Below are 21,277 nucleotides of genomic sequence, written 5' to 3' on the forward strand. Positions count from 1 at the left end.
AGGACAATCATATTTAACAAGCGTTTAATATTTCTTACCACTATTTCTTTACCTATTTTTGTCAAGAAGACATCAAAAAAATGACAATACCATTTTCAAAATATCAAGGTACTGGCAATGATTTTATCATCGTTGACAATCGGGACAATATATTTTCCAAAAATAATACCAAACTTATTGCACAGATGTGTGACAGAAAATTTGGCATAGGAGCAGATGGTCTTATGTTATTAGAAAAGCATTCAGAGGTAGACTTTAGAATGGTTTACTACAATGCAGATGGAAATGAAAGTAGTATGTGTGGAAATGGTGGGAGATGTTTGGTCGCTTTCGCGAAAGCGTTATCTGTTATCCATAACAGTTGCACTTTTGAAGCAATAGATGGAATGCATAAAGCCTCGATTGAAGAAAATGTTGTTCAGCTCAAAATGCAAGACATAAGCATTATTGATGAACAAGAAGCGTATACTTTTTTAGATACGGGTTCTCCACATCACATCAAGTGGGTGGATGGAGTAGATGATATTAATGTAAAGAGAGAAGGGGCTGCGTTACGCTACAGTCAATTGTACGGAGAGGCTGGAAGTAATATAAATTTTGTTGAGCAGAAAAGTCCTGACCACTTTAAGGTACGTACTTATGAACGCGGGGTTGAGGATGAAACGCTTAGTTGTGGAACAGGTGTAACAGCTGCTGCTATTGCTTCACATTATAAGGGATTAACAAGTTTTAAAGAGATCTCGCTTGATGTAGAAGGAGGTAGACTTTCTGTAACGTTTGAAAAAAATGATTCAGGATACACAAATGTTTATCTCATAGGTCCCGCCACCTATGTTTTTAAAGGAGAATGGTAATGAATACGCTTATAGGTGAACACATATATTTGCGAGCGTTAGAGCCAGAAGATATAGAGGTATTATATTCTATAGAAAATAACGAAGGATTCTGGAATGTAGGAGAAACAATTACTCCTTTCTCTAGATATGTCTTAAAAGAATATCTTTCTAATGCATATAAAGATATCTATGAATCACGACAGCTGCGAATGATTGTGTGTGATAATCAAAGTAAAGGTTTTTTGGGATTAGTAGATTTGTTTGACTTTGACCCTCATAATTTACGAGCTGGTGTGGGGATTATAATCGCCGCTAATGAAAGTCGTAAGAGAGGTTATGGATTTGAGGTCTTAGCACTATTGAAAAAATACTGTGCTTCTCATCTTAAATTACATCAACTATATGCAAATATAGAAGAGACTAATACTCCTAGTGTAGCTCTATTTGAAAAAGCAGAATTTAAAAAAGTCGGTTTAAAAAAAGATTGGCGACGTATCCAAACAATAGATGGGATGGAGCGTTATACAAATGAATACTTATATCAATATATATTTTAGATGTACATAAAAAAATTATTACTCATCATCGTTGGAATTACTGTTATTGTAGGTGCTGTATTTGCCTATTTTATTTATGATGCCGTTTTTTCACCCAATACAGCTTTTAATAATGACACGGCAGCTGTATATATTGCATCAGATGCTACTTTTCAAGATGTTTTAAATGACATGAAGCCACTACTGGATGATGTTGATTCATTTGTTAGTGTAGCCCAAAAGAAACAATACGATAGAAATGTGAAGGCTGGGCATTTTATCATTAAGAAAGGAATGAATAATAATGAAATTATTGATGCTATACGATCTAAGAATATCCCTGTAAAGGTTGCTTTTAATAATCAAGAGCGAATTCAAGACATGGCAGGTCGTGTTGCAACACAAATAGAAGCAGATAGTCTTTCGTTGATAAACGCCATGTTAGATAAAGATTTCTTAACCTCACAAGGTCTTAACGAAGAAACTGCACTTACTCTATATATACCAAATAGTTATGAGTTTTATTGGAATACAGATGCTAAAGGATTTAGGTCAAAAATGCTTAAGGAATACAAGCGCTTTTGGACAGCAGAGAGAAAATCGCAGGCACAAAAGGCTGATCTTACTCCGCAAGAGGTATATACTCTAGCGTCCATTGTACAAAAAGAAACTGCAAAAGTAGATGAACGACCTCGAGTAGCAGGTGTCTATCTCAATAGATTGCGAGAGGGAATAAAATTAGATGCAGATCCAACAGTGATTTACGCCGTAAAAAAGACAGCAAATGATTGGGATATGGTTATAAAGCGAGTTCTTTACAAAGATCTAGAGACTCAATCTCCGTATAATACCTACAGAAATTCTGGTATCCCACCAGGGCCTATTTTTATGCCAGATGTATCTTCAATTGATGCCGTATTACAACCAGAAGCTCACGATTATTATTATTTTGTAGCTGATGTTGAAAATTTTGGATATCATAAATTTGCAAAAACATTATCGCAGCATAATGCAAACAGCGCCGCTTATAGAAGGTGGATTAATAACAAGGGTATCAATCGTTAAACCCTTGTTAACACTGCTGTTAACTCCTCCCAAAAATAATTTAATCACTGCATAATAATCTTATATTGCAGTCGTTACCATGATGCTCATAAGAGTATCAGTTAACAAACGTTCTTTAACAAGTATAGTATTAACGGCAGGCTTTTTGCCTGTTTTAAATAGCACATCAGTGTTATACTCTTATGGAGTATCACTAAACAATAGGCCACATTCGGTGGTTGGTAATTGTGAATTTAATTTTTAATCTCATAAACTATGAAGAGACGTTATTTACTATTAGGAGTATTGCTACCTGTGTTATTTGTAATAACGACAGGGTTCATTGTAAAAGATGAGAATGGCAATACGTTCGCCGCACAGTGGTTCAAGAATCAGGCAGAGACGTATGTCGCTCCCTCTCTTGAAGACATTGTTTTTGATTTTCCAGCTGGGTTTAACAGCCCTATGTTGGGATACTCATATGCAGGCTTTAAGGAAGCTCTAGCTTTCAGCGAGTCCAGCGGTAACTATTTTGCAGTTAACAGACTTGGTTATAAAGGTAGATACCAGTTTGGAAAATCTGCCCTTCAGTGGGTAGGTGTAAAAAGTGCAAATGATTTTATGAATTCTCCAGTATTGCAAGAAAGTGCTATGGACGCACTAGTTGCAAAGAATAAATTTGTTTTACGTGATTACATTACTGCCTTTAATGGTAAAACAATAGGAGGACATATGGTTACAGAAAGTGGACTCATAGCTGCGGCTCATTTATGTGGGGCTGGAAACGTAATGAAGTTTCTAGATTCTGATGGGGAATATGTATTTGCTGATGCAAACAACGTTCCTCTTACATCGTATCTTAAGCGCTTCGGCAATTTTGATACGTCAGTAGTCTCCGCAGATGCGTCGGCCAGAGCCGATTTATAATTACCAAAAACCCGAGATCTAATAGACTCGGGTTTTTTGATTTATAATTTTTAAAGATTAACGTTGCTTTTAGATCTTTAGTTAAAATGTTGTGAATCGATATTCTAAATAAAGATTACTCAATTATATTTATCATCAATAACGTTGTTAATTGACATTTAAAAAGATGTTTTGCTAAGAAATTTATGCAAACATCTATTCAATTTGACGGTTATAGTCTACATTTAAAAGTTTTTACTCCCTAAGTATCAATAATTTATAGGTAGTTTATAGAGTTTTTGAGTGTTGTGTCGAAAATAGTTGTTTTGTAAAAAGTGATTTTCTATTTTTGCCGGCCGAAATTGAACGCATTTTAAGAGGTTTGTAATTTGAAAAATCTTGGCGATCGAAAAGCGATCTTATGGTAAGAAACTTGGTTAAAGTTACTGTCCTTCCATGTATGTTTGGAATACTATTTTTTTCTTCTTCTACAGAATTAAATAAAACATATGATTTCTCCCACTATGCGACAGATGGTGTTGCTCTAGATTATAGAGTTCCTTTTGAAGAAGAAATCATGATTGAAACTCCTCCCAAGTTTGATCCTACACCTTTAGTTTTAAAGAATTACACAGGTTTTAAAGAAGCATTAGCATTTAAAGAATCTCAGGGGAATTATAGAATAGTAAATAAATTTGGCTATATGGGTAAGTACCAGTTTGGTCAAACTACACTAGACGTTATAGGTATAGACTCTCATCAAAATTTTCTTAAAAATCCTATTCTTCAAGAACAAGCTTTTTTACTAAACGCTTCAAGAAATAAATGGGTATTACGCAGAGACATTAAGCGCTTTGCAAACAGATGGATTGCGGGTATTAAAATTACCGAATCTGGAATACTTGCAGCAGCACATCTGGCAGGTCCAGGTAGTGTGAAAAAGTTTTTACGTTCTGGTGGAGAAATTGGATTTAGTGATGCCTTTGGAACAAGTATACGTAGCTATTTAAAGCGTTTTTCTGGGTATGATGTATCAAATATTAAAGCTGTGAAGCGACCATCTATCAAACAACTTCGTTTGGTAAGTTTATAATATCAATATATATTATAATTATATAGCACTCTTTTTTGAGTGCTTTTTTTTGCCTTTGCGAAAGCAGAGTTTTTTCTAAATAATAGCTGGGATATTTAGTATAATGTCACTTTGTCAGATCTGCTATTGTGGTACTTTTTCTGCATACTAGAGTTATTAGAAATTTACAACAAAAAAATATATACAATGTCAACAGGAAAAATTAATGTATCGGTAGAGAATATCTTTCCGCTTATTAAAAAGTTCTTATATAGTGATCACGAAATTTTCTTACGTGAACTTATCTCTAACGCAACAGATGCTACACTTAAGCTGAAGCACCTTACTTCTATAGGTGAAGCAAATGTAGAATATGAAAACCCTCGCATTGAAGTTAAGATTGATAAAGAGGGAAAAAAACTTCACATCATCGATCAAGGTATTGGGATGACCAAAGAGGAAGTTGAAAAATACATCAACCAACTAGCCTTCTCTGGAGCCGAGGAATTTTTAAACAAATATGAAGAAGGTGCTAAGGATACAGGGATTATAGGTCACTTCGGGTTAGGGTTTTATTCTGCCTTTATGGTAGCTTCTAAAGTTGAAATCATCACAAAATCATACAAAGATGAGCCTGCTGCGCATTGGACGTGTGACGGCAGCCCAGAATTTACACTTGTAGAAGCAGATAAAAAAGAACGTGGTACAGAAATTATCCTTCATATTGCAGAGGATAGTACAGAATTTTTAGAAGAATCTCGTATTTCTCAATTGCTTGCTAAGTATAACAAGTTTATGCCAGTTCCAATTAAATTTGGGATGAAAACGGAGACACTTCCAAAACCAGAGGATGCTAAGGAGGATGATCCAGCTCCTACTCAAGAAGTTGATAATATTATTAATAATCCAGATCCAGCTTGGACAAAGCAACCTGCAGATCTTGAAGATGAAGACTATAAGAATTTTTATAGAGAATTATACCCATCACAATTTGAAGAACCTTTATTCAACATTCACTTAAATGTTGATTATCCTTTTAACCTTACGGGTATTTTATACTTCCCTAAGTTAGGGCAGGATATGAATATGCAAAAGGATAAAATCCAGTTATATCAAAACCAGGTTTTCGTAACAGATAATGTAGAAGGAATCGTACCAGATTTCTTAACCATGTTACGAGGTGTGATAGACTCTCCAGACATTCCTTTAAATGTATCACGAAGTTATTTACAAGCAGATGGTGCTGTAAAGAAAATATCTGGTTATATAACTCGTAAAGTAGCAGATAAACTTAAGTCCTTATTTAATGCAGATAGAGAGGACTTTGAAAAGAAATGGGATGACATAAAGCTTGTTATTGAGTATGGAATGTTATCTGAAGACAAATTCTTTGAAAAGGCAGAAAAATTTGCACTATACCCTACAGTAGATAAAACATATTTTACTTGGGAAGAGCTAGAAGCAAAAATAAAAGACTCACAAACCGATAAGGATGGTAAAATGGTGATCTTGTATGCTAGTGATAAGGATGCGCAACATTCTTATATAGAAAGTGCTAAGGCAAAGGGATATGAAGTTCTTTTACTAGATTCTCCTATTGTGCCACACTTGATTCAAAAGCTGGAAACTAGTAAAGAGAATGTAAGTTTTGTACGTGTAGATGGAGATCACATTGATAACCTTATTAAGAAAGAGGAGGAGCAAATTTCTAAACTTTCTGATGAAGATAAGGAAACTGTAAAAACTGCAATTACAGAGGCTATTGCGACACAGTCCTATACAGTTCAAGTAGAAGCGATGGACAGTAATGCAGCACCATTTATTATTACGCAGCCTGAGTTTATGCGCCGTATGAAAGAGATGCAACAAACCGGTGGAGGCGGTATGAACATGTTTGGAAATATGCCAGAGATGTATAACCTCGTGGTAAATGGTAATCACGCCCTAGTCACTGATATCCTTAGTGCAGAAGGTGAAGAGAAAACAAGATTGATTAAACAATCGTTTGACCTAGCTAAGCTTTCTCAAAATCTCCTAAAAGGAGAAGAATTAACTAACTTTATTAAAAGATCTTACGAAATGATCAAATAAAGTCAGTGTCTTATATATTTTAAGAACCACTTCTCAAGTATTTGAGGAGTGGTTTTTTTGCTTTCGCGAAAGCGTAACAAAATAAAGATCCAGTCGACCAATTAAAAAAGGATGTATTATTTTAGTACAAACAACTTCTCAAAGAACAATGAATGGCACGTACATCATCAAACATGTTACCCTTAGGGACTAAGGCTCCAGAGTTTCAACTTGTGGACACGGTTACAAATCAACTATGTAGTTATCATGATGTGAAAGGCGTACGTGGGACTATAGTTATGTTTATTTGTAACCATTGTCCTTTTGTAATTCATGTTATAGATGAAATTGTGCGTATAGCAAATGATTATAGGGTTTTAGGTTTTGGATTTGTAGCTATAAGTAGTAATGATGTTGATACATATCCACAAGATGGTCCTGCATTAATGTGGCAAAATGCTCGTAAAAATAATTTTACGTTTCCTTATCTCATAGATGATACACAAGAAGTGGCAAAAAAGTATGATGCGGCATGCACGCCAGATTTCTATGTTTTTGGTCCAAATAATAAGCTGGTTTATAGAGGTCAGTTAGATAATAGTAGACCAGGAAATGGTATTCCTGTAAATGGACGTGATTTAAGAGAGGCGCTCGACAATATTTTTAATAGTAAACCCCAAAATGAGCTTCAGAAACCAAGCATAGGTTGTAATATTAAGTGGAAATAGGGCCTCCTAAGCTCATATCAAAAAAAGAAAATTTTATGGGTCATAGATTTTGTGCTCTCTGTTTTTCTTCTATTTTTACTTAAATTCTTACACCTTTGGAATTAATCGAAAACTTACGCATTCTCGATGGTATAGACATTTTATTAGTGGCTATGCTAATGTTCTATGTGTATAAACTTGTAAAAGGTACTGTTGCCATTAATATTTTTATTGGTATTGTTGTTATTTATCTTATCTGGCAACTTACAGTATTGTTGAAAATGGAGATGCTTAGTACTGTTCTAGGACAGTTTATAGGGGTAGGTATGTTTGCCCTTATTGTTGTGTTCCAGCAAGAAATTAGAAAATTCTTATTACTCATAGGAAGTACAAATATCACTAAAAGTGGTTTATTCAAAAATTTTTCTTTTTCTGGTAAAAAAACAATTCTCAATGTAGATATTAATGCGATACTTGCAGCCTGTGAAAATATGTCCTCGACAAAGACTGGAGCTTTGATTATTATAAGACGTACTACTAGTCTCGAGTTTGTAAAAGATACTGGAGATCGTATGGACATGGAGGTGAATAGACCTATAATTGAGAGTGTATTTTATAAAAACTCTACCCTTCACGATGGCGCAATGATTATCGAAGAAAATAAGATAACTGCTACCAGAGTAATTTTACCCGTGACTCAAGAACGAAATATTCCGTTGCGTTTTGGACTACGTCATAGAGCAGCTGTTGGTATCACAGAAAAAACAGATGCACTGGCGCTTATTGTCAGTGAAGAAACCGGTGACATTAGCTACGTTAAAGATGGAGAATTTGTACTGTTTAAAGCCATAGATGAATTAAGATTATTATTAGAAAATGATTTAAGTTAGATGCAATGTCTCAAGAGCTAAAAGAAGATTCCTCAGAGAAACAATTTTCTAAAAAAAAAACAGAACGGCGTTTAGTTGTTTCTAATCAATGTAAAAACTGTGGTCATCATTTATTTTTAGATCAGCAGTATTGTCCCGTTTGTGGAGCAAAAAGAATCCATAACAGAATAACTGCAAGAAATTTATTAGAAGATTTTACGGAGCGGTTTCTCAATATTGAAAATGTATTTCTCAAGACTTTTATTTCCCTATTTACAAAACCAGAAAACGTAATTGATGGATATGTTGATGGATTGCGTAAGCGCTACATGTCTGCATTTAGCTACTTTGCAGTGGCGCTAACCATTTCTAGCTTTTATTATTTTATTTTTAGAAATTGGTTTGTAGGTCCTGAGAATTTAGGATTGTTTTCAGCTGGATTAGCAGATGGTGCAAATGTAGAAGACGCTGAATTTGGGTTGAAAATTATTAATTTCATATTTGACTATCAAAGTATTTTAAGTTTTTTGAATATTCCATTCTATGCAATTATTTCTAAACTAGTTTTTTGGAATTATAAAAAGTATAATTTCGTTGAGCACCTGGTCATTTACTTATATACGTACTCACAATTTCAAATTATATCCTCTTTATTAGGAACACTTTTCATTTGGTCTCAATATGGCCAAATCATTATTGGTATACTGAGTGGGATTGGACCAATAGTTTATACCGCCTATGTATTGTGTCGTATTTTCAATTTGACTCTTGAGAGTATCATTATTAAAACATTACTTTTCTTGGTTATCGCTTTACCTGTAAGTTGTTTGTTTTTTTCAGTGATAGGAGGTGTGCTATATTCTTTTGGACTTTTTGATACTCTTATTCAAAATGTGTTAGAAAATGTTGAAGCTGGAAAAGCCGCAAAGGAAGCTTCTCAAGTAGTAAAAGATAGTCTACCTAAAGATACGTTACTCAAAAATGTGCAAACTTTAAGGGACTCAATCGCTCAGTAATTAAGTTTTATATTTTATGTCTAGAAAACTTACAAAAAAAGAAAGAAAAGAATTAAAGAAGAAAAATAATCTATTAGAAGTAAAAGAGACATGCGTAAACTGCAATCAATTTATTGCGCTTGATCAGCGTTTTTGTACGCACTGTGGTGGTAAGCGTATTTATAATAGACTTACGTGGCGTAATTTAATCGAGGATTTTTTAGATCGATTTTTAAATCTTGAAAATTCTTTTTTAAAAACATTTGTGGCAATGTTTCGCAGGCCAGAAGATGTAATAGGAGGTTATATTAATGGGATGCGTAAAAAGTATCTTCCTGCTTTTAGTTATTTTGCTATTGCGATATCTCTTACAGGGTTCTATTATTTTTTATTGCAAGGATGGTTTTTTGACACCTATATTGATGCCCAGACTCAACTTTTTAGCGAGTCTATGCAAGAGCCACAGGTACAAATCCAACAAGATTTGACCGGTGCCTTAATGGAAAATCAATCCCTATATATGTTCCTAATCATTCCAATACTAGCATTAATGTCTAGGGTAGTTTTTTGGAATTATAAACAATATAATTTAGTTGAGCACTTTGTAATCTTTTTGTATACCTATAGCCATATTTCAATAGTTAGCGTTATACTACAGATTTTATTTATTTGGAGTTCAAGTTTACTATTTTTTGCTAGTATAATTGTTATGCTCTTTATGTTATTTTTTTCAATTTATGTACTCAAACGCTTATTCTCTCTAGATGCTGCAGCAATGATACTTAAGACATCGCTTTTTTTTATTATTTTATCTCTATTTATGTGTTTAATAATATCACCAGTTATTGTCTATGGAATAAAAACGGTTATAGCTCACAAGGAAGGTAAAGATGTGAATATCGATGAAAGCACATTAATGGGTAAATTTTTAAAAACATCTATAGAACAGGCAGAGAGGCAAAAAAGAAAGGACTCGATCAAAAAAGATAGTATCAAGAGGGTAGAAAGATTCCAAAAAGTAGAACTAGATCTAAGTAAACGTTAAAAATAAAATTGATGAATGTACGCTTTCGCGAAAGCGTAGAACCTTTTACTCACAAATATGTCATAATAATAGCATGAGTGTTATTCTAATTTAAGTATTTTACACAAATACCTATTTCCCATTTTTATGATTGACTTTTTTCAAAGATATAATCGCAATGAAGTGCTATTCTATGTGCGTAGAGCCATATGGATTTTACTTGCTTGGATGCTCATTGCTAATATTATATTTTTTTATGATTACAGTATATTAAAAATAAGCAACGGCCTTGATTCTAATTTTGATTTTGAAACATCTTATAAAGCAAACCTGTTAGTATCTATAATCGCGGGACTAGTTGGGGGGATTTTTACTGTAAATGTAATGGAGTTGTGGTTGCGTAAGTATGCTTTCTGGAAAGCACTTATTTTTATTACTTTCCTGTACATAGGCATCGCTTTCTTAGTGGGGACTATAGGTGCATATTATTACTACAGTGATTTCTTAGGGTTACCCCTTAATAGCTTAGAGCTTTTTGAAAGAGTTACACAGTTTTATACAGAACATCTTTTTATTAAGAATTTTGTAGCATGGTTATTTATTACCATCCTAACGCTCATTATATTAATGATTAATGATAAGTATGGTCCAGGGGTATTTCCAGATTATCTTATGGGGAGGTATTTTCTACCTAAAAATGAGACTAGGATATTTATGTTTGCAGATATACGAGACGCTACTAGAATAGCAGAAAAGTTAGGAGAACATGAGTACTTTAATTTTTTGAAAGATTTTTTTAATGACATTGCTCCAGCAATAATGCAAACAAGGGGGGAAGTGTATCAATATGTTGGGGATGAAGTGGTGATCACTTGGAAAATGAAGAATGGCGTTAAAAATGCAAATGCATTACGCTGTTATTACAGAATGAAGTCAATTATCTACAAAAAGTCTGTCAAGTATTACAAGAGATATAATGCATTACCAGATTTTAAAGTTGGCTTTCATTACGGACAAGTAATGGTAGGAGAGTTAGGTAAGATAAAAAGAGATATAGCATTTTCTGGAGATGTTCTTAATACCACAGCTCGTATACAAGCGATTTGTAATGAAAGAGGGGTGGATATTCTTGCTTCTAAGGCTTTCTCAGATATTTTAGGAAAATTACCACGTGGTGTACGTCGAGTGCCACAAGATGGAGCTATGCTAAAAGGAAAGGCAGAGGAGGTTTCTCTAGTGAGTTTTGAGAGAGGTGACAATTAGTTTATAATATTAGCAGGATGAGTGCCTATAAACTTAGCCAAATAAGAAGCTCATCAATTAAATAACGCTAGCTTGCCTCAGAGGTCATAAATTGAACTTCATATAAATTACGGTAGTAGCCATTTTCTTTTAAAAGCAATTCCTTGTGAGTTCCTTTTTCTACAATTAAACCCTTTTCCATCACGATAATTTGGTCTGCTTTTTTAATTGTAGCTAGCCTATGTGCAATCACGATCGATGTGCGTCCTTTTGTAATTTTACGTATTGCTTTTTGTATTAATTGCTCACTATGTGTATCAACAGATGATGTAGCTTCATCTAGTACAAGAATGGAAGGGTTGCTTACATAGGCTCTTAGAAAAGCTATTAATTGTCGCTGCCCGCTCGATAACATAGCTCCCCTCTCTTTGACATTATATTCGTATCCATCAGGAAGGCTGTTAATAAAGTCGTGTACACCTATTGCCTTTGCGCTTTCTATTACCTTTTCTAAGCTAATGGAAGAATCTCTCAGTGTAATATTATTTAAAATAGTATCAGCAAAGAGAAAAACATCTTGGAGTACAACAGCGATTTCGTTGCGTAAATTATGAAGTTTAACTTCTTTAATATTAGTATTATCTAGTAAAATATCGCCGCTATCAATCTCATAAAACCTACTTAGTAAATTTATGATTGTAGATTTTCCTGCACCCGTAGATCCTACTATAGCTATCGTTTCTCCAGGCTTTGCTTTAAAAGAGATCCCTCTTAACACCTCCTCATTTTCTACGTATGAGAAATGCACATTTTTAAATGTTATCTCTCCAGCAGAGTCTGAAAGTTCTATTTTTCCTTGATCTTGAATAGAAGAGCTAGTATCTAAAATCCCAAAGACTCTATTTGCAGCAACCATACCCATTTGTAGCGTATTAAACTTATCTGCAATTTGTCTTAAAGGAGTAAATAACATTTGTATATAGCTTATAAATGCTGTAATTAGACCTATAGTAACAACATCACTTTGAGCTGCTTTTAAACCTCCATACCATACTATTAGGCCTATTGTAACTGATGTACATATCTCTGCAATAGGGAAGAAGATAGAATTGTACCATACAGTCTTATTCCAAGCATCCATATGTCTTTTATTAATAGCTTTAAACTTTTTATGCTCAATAGCTTCACGATTAAAAATCTGTACGATTTTCATCCCAGTTACCCGCTCTTGTACAAAGGTGTTCAGATTTGCTACCTGTGTTCTAACATCTTCAAATGCAACTTTCATTGCTTTTTGAAAAACCCGTGTTGCATAGAGTATAATTGGAAATACAGCAAGTACAATAAATGTTAGTCGCCAACTTTCCCAAAACATAAAGGCAAGCACAATACTCATTTTAAGAAGATCAGCAATGATTGTAAATAGCCCTTGAGAAAATATGCTAGAAATCGTTTCAATATCACCAACAGCTCGAGTGACTAGCCTTCCCACAGCAGATTTATCAAAATACTGCATTTTGAAACCAAGCATATGGTCAAAGAGACGTATTCTAATATCTTTAATTACTTGTTGTCCTATCCAGTTAGAGAAATAAATAAAAAGAAGTTGAAATGTCACTTCTCCCATTAATACAATACCCATTAGCCCTAGGTAGAAAAACAAATCTTCTGGGGATTTTTCTGTAATACCTAAATCTATAGCATTTTTTAAAAAATAGGGGCGTAGTGCAGCGCATACAGATAGTATTATTGCGCCCAGAGCAGCCAGATAGAGTCTTCCTCTATACGGTTTTGTAAAGGCTAATAGACGTTTAAATAACCTCGTGTCAAATGCTTTACCTTTAGAATCTGTCATTAGCTTAGTATTGTATTGGGATATTTTATAGCGGTAAGGTATAGCCCTTTACCGGGTACAGAGGAGCCTGCGTATGCTCTATTCTTTGTAGCGATAACATGGTGTATCCATTCAACAGGTTTTTTTTCTTGCCCTATCTCTAATAATGTACCCACGATGGCTCTTACCATATTTCGTAAAAATCTATTTGCTGTGATATGAAAAATAATTTCATCTTCTTTGATTTCCCAGTAGGCCTCCGTAATATCACAAAGATATGTGTTCACCTCAGTTTTTGATTTTGAAAAACACTCAAAATCATTATAATCTAAGAGTACACTCGCAGCTTCATTCATCGCCTTGATGTTAAGGTTGTGTTTAAAGGTATACGCATGATCTGTGGTAAAAGCATTTTTACTACGTACAATTCTGTAAATGTACGACCTGCTTATTGCATCAAAACGGCTATGCGCTTCGTCTTTGACTTCTACGATTTGTTTTATAACAATATCTACAGGTAATAAGTTGTTGAGTTTATAAATGAAATCATTGATAGTCCCTTTTCCAATTTTCTTGCTTTTCAAAAAATCTATAAAATTTTCATTTTCCCAGTCAAAATGAGCAAACATTTGGGTGGCATGAACACCTGCATCTGTTCTTCCGGCACCCATTATTAAAATTTGCTTTTGCAAAATTGTGGATAATGCATTCTCGATCACTTCTTGCACCGTTATTGCATTAGGCTGTCGCTGCCATCCGTGGTACTTTTTTCCAAAATAAGAAAGTTCAATAAAATAACGCACGGTGTTGTATTTTTGAACAAATATACGCTTTCGCGAAAGCGCACTCAAATGAAAAAAATTCTCCTTCTAAGCGATACTCACGGTTACATTGATGAGCACATATTGTCCCACGTTAAGTCTGTAGATGAGGTCTGGCATGCGGGAGATATAGGTGACCTTAAAGTTACTGATAATATAAAAAAATTAAAAACTCTAAGGGCAGTCTATGGAAATATTGACAGTGCAGATGTAAGGCAAGAATTTCCACTTAATAATAGATTTGATTGTGAGGGTGTTGATGTATTAATTACTCATATAGGAGGTTACCCAGGTAGGTACTCACCAGCGATACGAGAAGAAATCTATCAAAACCCTCCAAAACTTTTCATCTGCGGTCATAGCCATATTCTTAAAGTAATGCCAGATAAAAAACGAAGCTTGCTTCACATGAATCCAGGTGCAATAGGTAAACACGGGTTTCACAAAGTACGTACGATGTTGAGCTTTACTGTTGATACTGGTAAAATTGAAAACTTAGAAGTAATAGAAGTAAAAAGATAAGCCGCAATTGATGAAGTGCTTTGTCATTTTTTACTAAATATAGGTAAAACTATTTTTGTGTCATACTACATTTGTCTTCCCATTACTTAATGGTATCTTTGCAATTCATTAAAAAAGAGAGAAAATGCAAGACGGTATTTACGCAAAAATTTATACTTCAAAAGGTGAAATCACCCTTAAACTAGAGCACGAAAAAACTCCTGGAACAGTTGGTAATTTTGTGGCATTAGCAGAGGGAAATTTAGAGAATGATAAAAAACCACAAGGAACTCCTTATTACGATGGGCTTACTTTTCACAGAGTAATTCCTGATTTTATGATTCAAGGAGGTTGTCCATTAGGTACAGGAACAGGTGATGGTGGTTACAAGTTTGATGATGAGATTCACCCAGACCTTAAACATGATGCTCCAGGTGTTTTATCTATGGCAAATGCAGGACCTGGAACTAATGGAACTCAATTTTTTATCACGCATATTGCAACAGATTGGTTAGATGGAAAGCATACCGTTTTTGGAAAAGTAGTTGATGGGCAGGACGTGGTAAATGCGATTGCTCAGGGAGATACTATGGAGAAAGTAGAAATTATTCGAAAGGGTAGTGAGGCAGAGAGCTGGAATGCTGTTGAAGCATTTAGAACATTTGAAGGAGCAAGAGAAAAGCGAGTAGCTCAAGAAAAGGAAGCACAACAAGCTGAAATTGATAAACTTGCAGCAGGTTTTGATAAAACTGATAGTGGTCTTCACTACAAGATTATACAAAAAGGTGACGGAGCAAAAGCTGAAAAAGGTAAAGTTGTTTCTGTTCACTATAAAGGTCAGCTTCCTGATGGAACTGTGTTTGATAGTTCTTTTAAACGCAACCAACCTATTGATTTTGAATTAGGAGTTGGACAAGTAATCCCAGGATGGGATGAAGGTATCCAATTACTTAATGTAGGTGATAAAGCAAGATTAGTAATTCCTTCAGATCTGGCATACGGATCTGCTGGAGCTGGTGGTGTAATTCCTCCTAATGCAACATTAGTTTTTGATGTAGAGCTTGTTGCTGTTAAATAAGAGCAGCTATATAAAAATCAAAAAGCCTGGCAAATGCCAGGCTTTTTGATTTTGTAGTATTTCAAAATACTTACCACTTGATTATAGAAGAAGCCCATGTAAAACCACTTCCAAAAGCTGCGAGCACAACGGTATCACCTTCCTTAATTTTTCCTTTCTCCCAAGCTTCTGTGAGAGCTATGGGGATAGAAGCCGCAGTCGTATTTCCATATTTTTGAATATTATTGAATACTTGATCATCAGTAAGTCTAAATTTCTTTTGTACAAACTGTGAGATACGTAGATTAGCTTGGTGCGGGATAAGCATATCGATGTCTGATACTTCAAGATTATTTTTAGCAAGTCCTTCCATTATAACTTCAGAAAAACGAACTACTGCATTTTTAAACACAAACTGTCCATTCATATGTGGATAGTAAGGAATATCAGTCTGAGGATTTTTTTCTATGAGTTCTGGAACCCACTGTTCTGTACTCGGGCCTTTTAGTGAAAGTTCTAGAGCATGCTCACCTTCACTATGTAGATGGGAAGATAGTATACCTTTTGTGGTATTTTCTTCACGAGATAGTATAGCAGCGCCTGCACCATCACCAAAGATCACAGATACAGATCTACCTCTGGTTGTAAAATCTAAACCACCACTGTGATTTTCTGCTCCTATAACGAGTATATTTTTATACATCCCAGATTTTATAAATTGATCTGCTGTAGCAAGTGCATATATAAAACCAGAACATTGATTACGTACATCAAGAGCAGGGATGGTATTCATTTCCATGAGATGTTGTACTTGCACCCCACAGCCAGGAAAATAATAATCTGGACTCAGAGTAGCAAAGACAATCATATCAATATCTTTGTTGGTCAAACCAGCGCGTTCTATTGCTATAGTAGCTGCTTTAACACCCATTTTAGCTGTAGAATTCCCGTCACCTTTTTTTATATGACGTCTTTCTTTAATGCCTGTTCGTTCTTGTATCCAAGCATCATTTGTATCCATCAGTTTTGATAGATCATCATTAGTTACTACATTTTCTGGAACGTACTTACCTAAGCCGGTAATTTTAGAATTATACATAAAGTAGGTTGATATAAGTATATTAATTAGGACTATTTTTTATAAAAATCTATGTAAAAATTAAACAAAAACAGCCTGCAAATATACTTTTTTGAGCATCTTTATTATAGAAGAATAGTAATCTTTAATATGCATGCATAGTATTTGAGAAAGATCTTATAAATAAGTAAGAGCGCCAGACTAAAGCGCTCTTACAGAAACAATCTAACCAATAAAATGTCAGTCTAACACTGACGCGATCATTATCATCTATATTATGCTACCCAATTTTTAGGGGTGTAATTCTTAAAATTATTTACAGTGATTGAAGCACCTAAGTCGTGCATCAAATTATAAAGGCCAAAGAACGTTCTGTTTATGTATAAAAAATGTTTGCTACCGCGGTTTCCATTCATCTTACGTATCTCTGTATCCCTGCTATATTTTTCACTTAGTTTACCGATCTTGTCAAAAAAATCATTGTCATTAAAATCAAATGTTTCCTGTTGCATAGGCTGTGTAAATAAACTTAGCATTTCATGGAAAAGCTCAGAGAAGAATTTTACATTTTTGGGGGAATCATCTTCTCTGAGAATTTCCAACTCGTATAATTTTTTTTCAAAAATGACTGAGTTATTAATGTTTTTTGGATCTGCTAGTTCAAAATATGGTATATAAAATTCTTTAGGAATATGTTTAATACATCCAAAATCGATCGCGATAAGTTCTCCTAGTTTACTCACCATAAAGTTACCTGGATGTGGATCTGCGTGAACTCTATGAAGCACATGTATTTGAAACATATAAAAATCCCATAGTGCTTGACCTAAATTATTAGTTTTTACTTGATCATTGTTACGAGCGGCAAATTCACTGAGGTGCTCTCCATCCATCCAGTCCATTGTTAAAATTCGTTCGCTAGACAACTCTGGATAATACTCTGGAAATTTAATATTGGGTATCACTGAACAATCTTTTGCCATTGCGATGCTTTGTTCAAGCTCAAGATGGTAATTTGTTTCTTCTAATAATTTTTCTTCTACCTCTTTAAAATACTTTTCTTTCCCTTCTCCTTGTAAATTAAACATTTTTTTTGCTATGGGTTTTACTAGTGCGAGGTCACTACTGATACTGCTTGCGACTCCAGGATATTGAATTTTCACAGCAAGTTTTTTCCCATCCAGTGTGGCCTGATGAACCTGGCCTATACTAGCAGCATTTACGCTTTGAGCCGCAAACGTATCAAATAGATCTTCTGGGTAGTTACCCAAATATTTTTTAAATGTTTTTCTCACTAATGGAGCAGAGAGCGGAGGAACAGAAAATTGAGAAAGTGAGAATTTTTCAACATATGCTCTTGGCATAATGTTTTTCTCCATACTTAACATTTGAGCAACTTTAAGAGCGCTTCCTTTTAGATTTTTTAATCCATCATAAATATCTTCTGCATTAGCTTCATTGAGTTCTTCTTTAGAAAGGGATGGATTGACCACTTTCTTCCCATAATATTTTGCATAATTTGCTCCAACTTTAACCCCAGTTGAGACGAGCTTTGATGCTCTTTGTAGTTTAGATGTTGGTATGTGGTCTATCGTTTTCATATGTAATTGATACTAGAGGTATCATAAAATTTATACTGATGTATTGATTTTTTTAAACTATTTTTTCATTCTTGACTTTTATAGTATTTCAACGGTTTGTTGAAAATTTTTCTTTTACTAGAAACTTTCCAAAGTCAATAATACTTTCTAAGGGTGTTGTTTCAAAAACATCAAATATGGCTTTTACAGATTTTTCTATGGCAACATCTGTTTTTTCAAAAGAAGGTGAATTGTCTTGTATCCAATATTTCAATAAAAATAAAAATTGAACCCAAGCTCCTTCACTAAATAGACGGACAGGATTTTTAGAAATTTTATAATTTTTATCATCATTTGACATTTCTATAAGGGAGGCGGCAAATGCTTTTAATTCATCGCGCAATTTCTTAAGTTGATTCATTTTTCTAAGCATGCTTTTATGCTCATCTAGAGCAAAAAGCACATAGCTTCTGTTAGCAGTTAATATTTCAAAAAAAGTAAAGAAATAAGAAAGCATTTTTTCCTTATTTGGGTATTCTTCAAAACCTGGCGTGTTCTTTAAAACCCTAAGCGTATTGGTGTGAAACGCAGTCCAAATACCCATTTTAAGATTTTCAAAGGATCCAAAATGATTATAGAAATCTGTTTCCTCAATTGCATTGTCTTTACAAAATCTATAAACTGTAAGTGGCTCTGCTCCGTGCTCTAAGACATAGTCCATATACTTTTCTATCAGAAAAGCATTTGTAACTTCTTTTTTCTTGGATTTAGTGCTTTTTGCTGTCTTTTTTTTTACAGTTGCCATCTTTAATATCAATTTACGTAAAGATACAAGATGTTTAATATTTCATCATAATTATTAAACAAAATATTGAGTTAAATTTGTTTCATATTTAATGAAACAATATGCTATTCATTAGTATGTCTGTTGTGGTTTGGGACCCTTATAATATTTTTTTTTAATGTGGTTTCTCGGTTAATTACATGGAAAGATTTTAATGTTTTAATTGTGGGTGTTGCGCTTTCGCGAAAGCGTAACTAAGAAATATCCAGTTTTAAGATATACATCAATTGTCTTATATCAATCCTTTTTTCTGTCAGCTTGTCATACTTTTTCTGCTGGCATAATGATTGACTTATGGGTAGTGTAAAAAAACAATAATAATTAAATACATATATAATGAGTAAAATAATAGGAATTGACTTAGGTACTACCAACTCGTGCGTTGCTGTAATGGAAGGTAACGAACCAACGGTTATACCTAATGCAGAAGGAAAACGTACTACACCATCAGTAATTGCATTTGTAGAAGGTGGTGAAATTAAAGTAGGTGATCCAGCAAAAAGACAAGCTGTTACAAACCCAACAAAGACAATCGCTTCTATAAAGCGTTTTATGGGTAATAAATATAGTGAGAGCTCTAAAGAGGCAGATCGCTCTGCGTACACTGTTGTAAAAGGTGATAATGATACTCCTCGTGTTGATATTGATGGAAGATTATATACACCACAAGAATTATCTGCTATGATTCTTCAAAAAATGAAGAAAACAGCAGAAGATTATCTTGGGCAAGATGTATCAAGAGCTGTAATTACAGTACCTGCTTACTTTAATGATTCACAAAGACAAGCTACTAAAGAAGCAGGCGAAATTGCAGGCCTTAAAGTAGAGCGTATTATCAATGAGCCTACTGCAGCAGCACTTGCATATGGTCTTGATAAGAAGGATACAGACCAAAAGATTGTAGTATTTGATTTTGGTGGAGGAACACATGATGTATCTATCTTAGAGTTAGGAGATGGTGTATTTGAAGTACTATCTACAGACGGAGATACGCACTTAGGTGGTGATGATGTAGATCAAAAAATAATTAATTGGCTAGCAGAAGAATTCAAATCTGAAGAAGATATGGACCTTCGTAAGGACCCTATGGCACTTCAAAGACTGAAGGAAGCTGCAGAGAAAGCTAAGATTGAGTTATCTTCTTCTACTTCAACAGAAATTAACCTTCCTTATGTTACAGCTACAGCAAGCGGACCAAAGCACTTGGTACGTACATTGAGCCGTGCAAAGTTTGAGGCTTTAATTGATGATTTAGTAAAGAGAACAATAGAGCCGTGTCAAACAGCACTTAAGTCTGCTGGATTAAGCACTGGAGATATTGATGAAATCATTTTAGTAGGAGGTTCTACACGTATTCCTGCAGTACAAGCAGCGGTAGAGAAGTTCTTTGGAAAAGCACCTTCAAAAGGAGTTAATCCAGATGAGGTTGTTGCAATTGGAGCAGCGATACAAGGTGGAGTATTAACAGGAGATGTAAAAGATGTTTTACTTCTTGATGTGACACCATTATCTTTAGGTATCGAAACAATGGGTAATGTATTTACAAAACTCATTGAAGCTAACACTACCATACCTACTAAGAAATCTCAAGTTTTCTCAACAGCAGCAGATAATCAGCCTTCTGTGGATATTCATGTACTTCAAGGAGAGCGCCCAATGGCAGCTGATAATAAAACAATAGGACGTTTTCAACTTACAGATATTCCACCAGCACAGCGTGGAGTACCACAAATTGAAGTAACTTTTGATATTGATGCCAATGGTATTATCAAAGTGAGTGCTGTAGATAAAGCTACTGGAAAGTCTCAAGATATTAGAATTGAAGCATCTTCTGGATTGTCTGAAGAAGAAATTGCAAAAATGAAAGCTGAAGCAGAAGCTAATGCTGAATCTGATAAAAAAGCAAAAGAAACGGCAGATAAGATCAATGAAGCTGATGGAATGATCTTCCAGACTGAAAAGCAACTTACTGAATTTGGTGACAAATTATCTGATGATAAGAAGAAGCCTATCGAAGATGCTCTTGCAGAATTAAAAGCTGCTTATGAGACAAAATCTGTAGATGCGATTACTCCTGCTCTTGATAAAATCAATGAAGCTTGGAAAGTTGCTTCTGAGGAGATGTACAAAGCTCAAGCAGATGCAGCTGGAGCTGGGCAACCAGGACCTGATGCACAGGCAGAACCACAAGGTGATGCTAGTTCTGATGTAGAAGACGTAGACTTTGAAGAAGTGAAGTAGATTTGCTTCAATAGACTGTA

The 21,277-nt window shown here is 34.5% G+C and carries 19 protein-coding genes; 14 read left to right on the forward strand and 5 right to left on the reverse strand.

Annotation, left to right across the window (positions count from 1 at the left end; genetic code table 11):
- Positions 1-80: 80 nt before the first annotated feature.
- The 11 genes from dapF (at position 81) to OD90_RS00500 (ending at position 11,322) form a co-directional block, all read left to right on the forward strand.
- A complete protein-coding gene (gene dapF / locus OD90_RS00450) occupies positions 81-854 on the forward strand; it encodes a diaminopimelate epimerase (protein WP_144665259.1) in 774 nt (257 codons plus the stop codon).
- On the forward strand, positions 854-1,393 hold the full coding sequence (locus tag OD90_RS00455) for a GNAT family N-acetyltransferase (protein ID WP_144665260.1): 540 nt from the start codon (positions 854-856) through the stop codon (positions 1,391-1,393). The genes dapF and OD90_RS00455 overlap by 1 nt, the downstream gene beginning before the upstream one ends.
- Positions 1,394-2,437: an endolytic transglycosylase MltG gene (gene mltG / locus OD90_RS00460; protein WP_144665261.1), complete on the forward strand. Its 1,044-nt coding sequence runs from the start codon at positions 1,394-1,396 to the stop codon at positions 2,435-2,437.
- 255 nt (positions 2,438-2,692) lie between these two features.
- Positions 2,693-3,343 carry a peptidoglycan-binding protein LysM gene (locus tag OD90_RS00465; RefSeq protein ID WP_144665262.1) on the forward strand — a complete coding sequence of 217 codons (651 nt, stop codon included), beginning with the start codon at positions 2,693-2,695 and terminating at the stop codon, positions 3,341-3,343.
- A 400-nt stretch (positions 3,344-3,743) separates the two neighbouring features.
- Entirely contained in the window at positions 3,744-4,415 is a 672-nt protein-coding gene (locus OD90_RS00470) for a transglycosylase family protein (protein WP_144665263.1), read from the forward strand.
- A 186-nt stretch (positions 4,416-4,601) separates the two neighbouring features.
- Entirely contained in the window at positions 4,602-6,485 is a 1,884-nt protein-coding gene (htpG, locus tag OD90_RS00475; RefSeq protein WP_144665264.1) for a molecular chaperone HtpG, read from the forward strand.
- Between the two features lie 152 nt (positions 6,486-6,637).
- Entirely contained in the window at positions 6,638-7,192 is a 555-nt protein-coding gene (locus OD90_RS00480; protein ID WP_144665265.1) for a thioredoxin family protein, read from the forward strand.
- A 95-nt stretch (positions 7,193-7,287) separates the two neighbouring features.
- Complete coding sequence (locus tag OD90_RS00485; RefSeq protein ID WP_144665266.1) at positions 7,288-8,061, forward strand: diadenylate cyclase; 774 nt, start codon at positions 7,288-7,290, stop codon at positions 8,059-8,061.
- Positions 8,062-8,066: 5 nt separating this feature from the next.
- Positions 8,067-9,056 carry a DUF3667 domain-containing protein gene (locus OD90_RS00490; protein ID WP_144665267.1) on the forward strand — a complete coding sequence of 330 codons (990 nt, stop codon included), beginning with the start codon at positions 8,067-8,069 and terminating at the stop codon, positions 9,054-9,056.
- 16 nt (positions 9,057-9,072) lie between these two features.
- Positions 9,073-10,080, forward strand: coding sequence for a DUF3667 domain-containing protein (locus OD90_RS00495; RefSeq protein WP_144665268.1), 1,008 nt, complete (start codon positions 9,073-9,075; stop codon positions 10,078-10,080).
- Between the two features lie 126 nt (positions 10,081-10,206).
- Positions 10,207-11,322 carry an adenylate/guanylate cyclase domain-containing protein gene (locus OD90_RS00500; RefSeq protein WP_144665269.1) on the forward strand — a complete coding sequence of 372 codons (1,116 nt, stop codon included), beginning with the start codon at positions 10,207-10,209 and terminating at the stop codon, positions 11,320-11,322.
- A gap of 67 nt (positions 11,323-11,389) precedes the next feature.
- Here the strand turns inward: OD90_RS00500 and OD90_RS00505 are convergent, their stop codons facing one another.
- Positions 11,390-13,156 (reverse strand): ABC transporter ATP-binding protein, encoded by a 1,767-nt coding sequence (locus tag OD90_RS00505; RefSeq protein ID WP_144665270.1) that lies wholly within the window; start codon positions 13,154-13,156, stop codon positions 11,390-11,392.
- Positions 13,156-13,938 carry a tRNA pseudouridine(38-40) synthase TruA gene (gene truA, locus OD90_RS00510; RefSeq protein WP_144665271.1) on the reverse strand — a complete coding sequence of 261 codons (783 nt, stop codon included), beginning with the start codon at positions 13,936-13,938 and terminating at the stop codon, positions 13,156-13,158. Before truA ends, OD90_RS00505 begins: the two co-directional genes overlap by 1 nt.
- Positions 13,939-13,986: 48 nt before the next feature.
- On the opposite strand from truA, the gene OD90_RS00515 reads away from it, so the two are divergent.
- Positions 13,987-14,478, forward strand: coding sequence for a metallophosphoesterase family protein (locus tag OD90_RS00515; protein WP_144665272.1), 492 nt, complete (start codon positions 13,987-13,989; stop codon positions 14,476-14,478).
- Between the two features lie 124 nt (positions 14,479-14,602).
- Complete coding sequence (locus tag OD90_RS00520) at positions 14,603-15,535, forward strand: peptidylprolyl isomerase (RefSeq protein WP_144665273.1); 933 nt, start codon at positions 14,603-14,605, stop codon at positions 15,533-15,535.
- A gap of 70 nt (positions 15,536-15,605) precedes the next feature.
- Here the strand turns inward: OD90_RS00520 and OD90_RS00525 are convergent, their stop codons facing one another.
- The 3 genes from OD90_RS00525 to OD90_RS00535 form a co-directional block, all read right to left on the reverse strand.
- Positions 15,606-16,613: a 3-oxoacyl-ACP synthase III family protein gene (locus tag OD90_RS00525; protein ID WP_144665274.1), complete on the reverse strand. Its 1,008-nt coding sequence runs from the start codon at positions 16,611-16,613 to the stop codon at positions 15,606-15,608.
- A 254-nt stretch (positions 16,614-16,867) separates the two neighbouring features.
- Positions 16,868-18,193, reverse strand: a complete 1,326-nt coding sequence (locus tag OD90_RS00530; RefSeq protein ID WP_144665275.1) for an ABC1 kinase family protein — start codon at positions 18,191-18,193, stop codon at positions 16,868-16,870.
- 88 nt (positions 18,194-18,281) lie between these two features.
- The gene (locus tag OD90_RS00535; protein WP_144665276.1) at positions 18,282-18,977 is read right to left on the reverse strand and encodes a TetR family transcriptional regulator C-terminal domain-containing protein; all 696 of its coding nucleotides are present in this window, start codon (positions 18,975-18,977) and stop codon (positions 18,282-18,284) included.
- Between the two features lie 375 nt (positions 18,978-19,352).
- On the opposite strand from OD90_RS00535, the gene dnaK reads away from it, so the two are divergent.
- The gene (dnaK, locus tag OD90_RS00540; RefSeq protein ID WP_144665277.1) at positions 19,353-21,257 is read left to right on the forward strand and encodes a molecular chaperone DnaK; all 1,905 of its coding nucleotides are present in this window, start codon (positions 19,353-19,355) and stop codon (positions 21,255-21,257) included.
- Positions 21,258-21,277 lie beyond the last annotated feature (20 nt).

Source organism: Dokdonia sp. Hel_I_53 (assembly GCF_007827465.1).
Classification (GTDB): Bacteria; Bacteroidota; Bacteroidia; order Flavobacteriales; family Flavobacteriaceae; genus Dokdonia.

What these genes read in the sequence shown, in the direction of transcription:
- dapF (WP_144665259.1), top strand. Translation starts at nt 81, where the DNA reads ATGACAATACCATTTTCAAAATATCAAGGTACTGGCAATGATTTTATC.
- OD90_RS00455 (WP_144665260.1), top strand. Translation starts at nt 854, where the DNA reads ATGAATACGCTTATAGGTGAACACATATATTTGCGAGCGTTAGAGCCA.
- mltG (WP_144665261.1), top strand. Translation starts at nt 1,394, where the DNA reads ATGTACATAAAAAAATTATTACTCATCATCGTTGGAATTACTGTTATT.
- OD90_RS00465 (WP_144665262.1), top strand. Translation starts at nt 2,693, where the DNA reads ATGAAGAGACGTTATTTACTATTAGGAGTATTGCTACCTGTGTTATTT.
- OD90_RS00470 (WP_144665263.1), top strand. Translation starts at nt 3,744, where the DNA reads ATGGTAAGAAACTTGGTTAAAGTTACTGTCCTTCCATGTATGTTTGGA.
- htpG (WP_144665264.1), top strand. Translation starts at nt 4,602, where the DNA reads ATGTCAACAGGAAAAATTAATGTATCGGTAGAGAATATCTTTCCGCTT.
- OD90_RS00480 (WP_144665265.1), top strand. Translation starts at nt 6,638, where the DNA reads ATGGCACGTACATCATCAAACATGTTACCCTTAGGGACTAAGGCTCCA.
- OD90_RS00490 (WP_144665267.1), top strand. Translation starts at nt 8,067, where the DNA reads ATGTCTCAAGAGCTAAAAGAAGATTCCTCAGAGAAACAATTTTCTAAA.
- OD90_RS00495 (WP_144665268.1), top strand. Translation starts at nt 9,073, where the DNA reads ATGTCTAGAAAACTTACAAAAAAAGAAAGAAAAGAATTAAAGAAGAAA.
- OD90_RS00500 (WP_144665269.1), top strand. Translation starts at nt 10,207, where the DNA reads ATGATTGACTTTTTTCAAAGATATAATCGCAATGAAGTGCTATTCTAT.
- OD90_RS00505 (WP_144665270.1), bottom strand. Translation starts at nt 13,156, where the DNA reads ATGACAGATTCTAAAGGTAAAGCATTTGACACGAGGTTATTTAAACGT.
- OD90_RS00515 (WP_144665272.1), top strand. Translation starts at nt 13,987, where the DNA reads ATGAAAAAAATTCTCCTTCTAAGCGATACTCACGGTTACATTGATGAG.
- OD90_RS00520 (WP_144665273.1), top strand. Translation starts at nt 14,603, where the DNA reads ATGCAAGACGGTATTTACGCAAAAATTTATACTTCAAAAGGTGAAATC.
- OD90_RS00525 (WP_144665274.1), bottom strand. Translation starts at nt 16,613, where the DNA reads ATGTATAATTCTAAAATTACCGGCTTAGGTAAGTACGTTCCAGAAAAT.
- OD90_RS00530 (WP_144665275.1), bottom strand. Translation starts at nt 18,193, where the DNA reads ATGAAAACGATAGACCACATACCAACATCTAAACTACAAAGAGCATCA.
- OD90_RS00535 (WP_144665276.1), bottom strand. Translation starts at nt 18,977, where the DNA reads ATGGCAACTGTAAAAAAAAAGACAGCAAAAAGCACTAAATCCAAGAAA.
- dnaK (WP_144665277.1), top strand. Translation starts at nt 19,353, where the DNA reads ATGAGTAAAATAATAGGAATTGACTTAGGTACTACCAACTCGTGCGTT.